Here is a 4,091-nt window from a genome sequence, read left to right on the forward strand (position 1 = left end):
TAATAGACCGAGGGCTTGACCTCTCTTTCTACATGGTGATGATGATGACTTAATTCTCTGCAGTCTTCAGGGTTTTTCACCCTTACTACTTTTTGGTAGTTTCAAAATACTCAGTGGCATCACTGAGATACTACTAATTTTTAGATGGTTAAACGCCCTGGTTCCAGCTCGAAAATAGCTCAATCCCTGGAACCATTTTTAAACAAAAGCACCTCTCTGTACAGATAGGTGCTTTGTTGTTTTTGCTAATTAAGCTTTGTTGTTTTTGCTGATTAATTTTTAATTTGCTATACCTGTTAAAGTAATTTCGATCGCCCTCAACCCTCAACACGATTTCATGCTATGTGGGAGAAAATTGCCGCGCACATCTCTGAAACAGCCGGAGAAACATTTTCGATCGACAATCGCCGTTCCGTCAGCGGTGGCTGCATCAATCAAGGCTATTATATCAGCAGCAGTTCCCGCACTTACTTCGTGAAAATCAATCAAGCTTCCCAAGTCGCGATGTTTGAAGCTGAAGCGCTGGGTTTGCAGCAAATGCGGGAAACCCAGACGATTCGAGTACCTGAGCCGATTTGCTGGGGAACTGAGGGGAATTCCGCTTATATTGTGCTGGAATGGCTGGATTTGGGAGGACGCGGGGGCGATCGAGCTTGGGAAGAAATGGGGCGAAAACTCGCCGAAATGCACAAATACACCCCCCCCAGCCCCCCCTTGCTAAGGGGGGGAGAAGAGCCTAATTCTAGCTTGCTAAGGGGGGGAGAAGAGCCTAATTCTAGCTTGCTAAGGGGATTTTTTGGTTGGGAGATTAATAATACGATCGGCTCAACTATACAAATTAATAATTGGACGGCAAATTGGGCCGAATTTTGGGCCGAACATCGGATTGGTTATCAGTTAAAATTGGCTAGGCGCCGGGGAGGTCATTTTCCGCAAGGAGAACGTTTATTAGAGATGATTCCTGAATTGTTAGCTGGTTATGAACCTCAACCCTCGCTAGTTCACGGGGATTTGTGGGGGGGAAATGCGGGGGTGACATCTGCGGGGGAACCGGTGATTTTTGACCCGGCGGCATATTTGGGAGATAGAGAAGTTGATCTTGCGATGACCGAGCTATTTGGTGGATTTCCGGCGCAGTTTTACCGGGGATATAATCAGGTTTTGCCTTTGGATTCAGGGTATGAAGAACGCAAAACTCTTTATAATCTCTATCACATTTTAAATCATTTTAAATTGTTTGGTGGGAGTTACGAGTCCCAGGCGAATCAGATGATTAGTCGAATTTTGGGTTAGTTAAGAATCAGATGCTTTTTAAACCGCAGATGCACGCAGATAAACGCGGATTTAAGGTTTATCTGCGTGGGATGCAAGTTTATTTTTGCTTAGCAGCAGCTTTTTTCTTCGCTTCTTTTTCTGCTTTTTTAGCTGCTTTTTCTGCTTCAATTTTGGCTAACTTGGCTAGCTCTTTTTCTTCAGCTATTTTATCGAGATAGTAGTGGTAATCTCCCAAATAAGGGCGAAACTCTCCGTCCCGAATCTCGACTATTTTGTTAGCGACTTGGGAGATGAAATAGCGATCGTGCGAAACGATAATTACGGTACCGTCATAATTCTGAATCGCCTCTTCCATCATCTCTTTCGCCGGAATATCGAGGTGATTTGTAGGTTCGTCCAAAATTAGCAAATTCACAGGAGTCAACAGCATTTTTGCCAAAGCTAGGCGGGCTTTTTCGCCGCCGCTTAAAGCGCCAACTTGTTTGAATACTGTTTCGCCCGTAAATAAGAAACGGCCCAACAAAGTCCGAACTTCTTCATTTTTCCAGTCGGGTACTTCGTCGTGAATCGTTTGCATCACGCTTTTATTCAAATCTAAGGCCTCTGCCTGATTCTGTTCAAAGTAACCGGGGATGACGTTGTGGCCTCCCAATTTGACAGTACCTTCAGTCGGCTTTTCCAAGCCCATAATCATCCGCAGCAGAGTAGATTTACCCGCGCCGTTGGGGCCGAGAAAGGCTATGCGATCGCCCCTTTCAATTAATAAGTCGGCTCCTAAAAATAGGATTTTTTCGCCGTAGGAGTGTACCAAATCTTCAATTATTGCTACTTCGCGGCCGCTGCGGGGTGCGGGGGGAAACCGGAAATGCAAAGTTTTTAATCCGCCGGTGGGCGCTTCGATGCGTTCGATTTTGTCTAACTGTTTCTCGCGGCTTTTGGCTTGGGTGCTGCGAGTAGCGCTGGCGCGGAATTTTTCAACGAATGCTTGCTGTTTTTCGAGTTCTTTTTGCTGGCTTTCGTAGGCGCTGAGTTGGGCTTCTCTGGCTTCTGCTTTTTGTAGCAGATAGGAGGAGTAGTTGCCAAGGTAGGTGCTGGAAACGCCGCGTTCGGTTTCGACGATTTGGGTGCAGAGCCGATCGAGAAATTCTCGGTCATGGGATACGATTACCATTGGGGTTGTCAGCCCTTTGAGGTATACTTCCAGCCATTCGATCGTTTCTAAGTCGAGGTGGTTGGTAGGTTCGTCTAGCAGCAGGATGTCGGGTTTTTGCAGGAGAATTTTGCCCAAACTCATCCGCATTTGCCAGCCGCCGCTGAAGGCGCTGACTAATCGATCGCCATCTTCGGGTTCAAATCCGATTTCGGGCAGAATTTTCTCGATTTGGGCTTCTAAACCGTAGCCGTTTAAGCCTTCAAATTGCCGTTGCAGCCGATCCATTTTGTGGATCAGTTCGTCGAGATTTTCTGGAGAGGAGTTTTCCAAGTCTCGATGGACTTGCATCAGGGATTCGTGGACTTCGTTGGCTTCGCTGAAGGCGCGCCAAAATTCTTCTTTGACGGTGCGAGTCGGATCTACTTCAAATTCTTGGGAGAGGTAGGCGATGTGGAGGCTGGCGGGGCGAATGACTTCGCCTGCGGTGGGTTCGATTTCGCCGGCGATGATTTTGAGTTGGGTGGATTTACCGGCACCGTTAACGCCGACTAAGCCGATGCGATCGCCCGGTTTGACTTCCCAGGTGACATCTTTGAGTACGAGGCCTGTGGGGTAAATTTTACTGATGTGTTCGAGTCGCAGCATTGTTGTGGGGACTGGGGAAGGGCAGGTTTAGCGGCGGATGGGATGCCGGCGCTGAGGTCGAGTTAATCTTAACAAATTTTAATTATATTTAGGGTATTGCCAGATTTTGATTTGGTAGGAGTTACGGGAAGAAACCGGGTTTCTATGAAAAATCGCAGATTCTGGGCTAGAGATATAGGAAGAAACCCGGTTTCTGGCCTCGATGTGGGTTCAGGACTATTTGGGTGGGGCGATCCTCTTCGAGGGCAACGCTTACGGGCGATCGTGTTGTTTGAGATTGAATTTCTCGAATAATGGTTGAGACTTCTGCACATTATAATAGTCAGTGTCAACCTCGATCGCAAAAGAGAGCGATCGTGCCAGCAAGAGACATTTATCATCAAGTTGTCAAACAGGCTCTGATTAAGGCTGGCTGGACAATTACCCACGATCCGTATCCCTTGGCTTGGGCGAAGAGAAACCTATCGATCGATCTTGGTGCCGAACAGCTATTAGCTGCTGAGAACAACGATCGCAAGATAGCCGTTGAAGTTAAAAGTTTTATCAGAGAGTCTAGAATTGCAGATTTAGAGCAAGCTTTGGGTAAATATACTCTTTACTATGACATCGCAAAACGGACGGAATCAGAAAGACAACTGTATCTGGCAATTCTACTAAATGCTTTTACAGAGCTTTTTGAAGGAGAAAATTTTGGTCAGATATTGCTAGATAATAACCGCCTAAATTTGGTTGTTTTCAACCCAAAAACCGAGGAAATAGTACAATGGATAGCTTAAATAATTATCGCCAACTTGTTAGACAGCTCCTTACTGAATACGCTGAGATTCCCGTTTGTGATAGTGGGACGCAAAACGCCACAATTTTTGATGTAGAAAATGACCGCTATATGTTAATCAATATAGGTTGGTTTAACGAGCAGCGCATTCACCATTGCGTGATTCATATAGCAATCCTAAATGATTTTCTAGACCTAGAGCAATCCTAATTAATTTTTTCCGTGCAATTATATTTATGTATT

5 protein-coding genes are annotated in these 4,091 nt (G+C 45.8%); 4 read left to right on the forward strand and 1 reads right to left on the reverse strand.

The features are described from left to right. Nucleotides 1-342: 342 nt before the first annotated feature. Entirely contained in the window at nt 343-1,293 is a 951-nt protein-coding gene (locus QT984_RS29495; RefSeq protein WP_333058615.1) for a fructosamine kinase family protein, read from the forward strand. Between the two features lie 79 nt (nt 1,294-1,372). Here QT984_RS29495 and QT984_RS29500 read toward each other — a convergent pair whose 3' ends face one another. Continuing rightward, nucleotides 1,373-3,073 carry an ABC-F family ATP-binding cassette domain-containing protein gene (locus QT984_RS29500; RefSeq protein ID WP_333058614.1) on the reverse strand — a complete coding sequence of 567 codons (1,701 nt, stop codon included), beginning with the start codon at nt 3,071-3,073 and terminating at the stop codon, nt 1,373-1,375. 144 nt (nt 3,074-3,217) lie between these two features. On the opposite strand from QT984_RS29500, the gene QT984_RS29505 reads away from it, so the two are divergent. The 3 genes from QT984_RS29505 to QT984_RS29515 are packed head-to-tail and all read left to right on the forward strand — an operon-like array spanning nt 3,218 to nt 4,058. Next, nucleotides 3,218-3,367, forward strand: a complete 150-nt coding sequence (locus QT984_RS29505) for a hypothetical protein (protein WP_333058613.1) — start codon at nt 3,218-3,220, stop codon at nt 3,365-3,367. After that, complete coding sequence (locus tag QT984_RS29510) at nt 3,367-3,849, forward strand: element excision factor XisH family protein (RefSeq protein ID WP_333058612.1); 483 nt, start codon at nt 3,367-3,369, stop codon at nt 3,847-3,849. Before QT984_RS29505 ends, QT984_RS29510 begins: the two co-directional genes overlap by 1 nt. Next, nucleotides 3,837-4,058, forward strand: coding sequence for an element excision factor XisI family protein (locus tag QT984_RS29515; protein WP_333058611.1), 222 nt, complete (start codon nt 3,837-3,839; stop codon nt 4,056-4,058). The genes QT984_RS29510 and QT984_RS29515 overlap by 13 nt, the downstream gene beginning before the upstream one ends. The last annotated feature ends 33 nt before the right edge of the window (nt 4,059-4,091 follow it).

This window comes from Microcoleus sp. Z1_B2, assembly GCF_036700325.1.
Lineage (GTDB): Bacteria > Cyanobacteriota > Cyanobacteriia > Cyanobacteriales > Microcoleaceae > Microcoleus.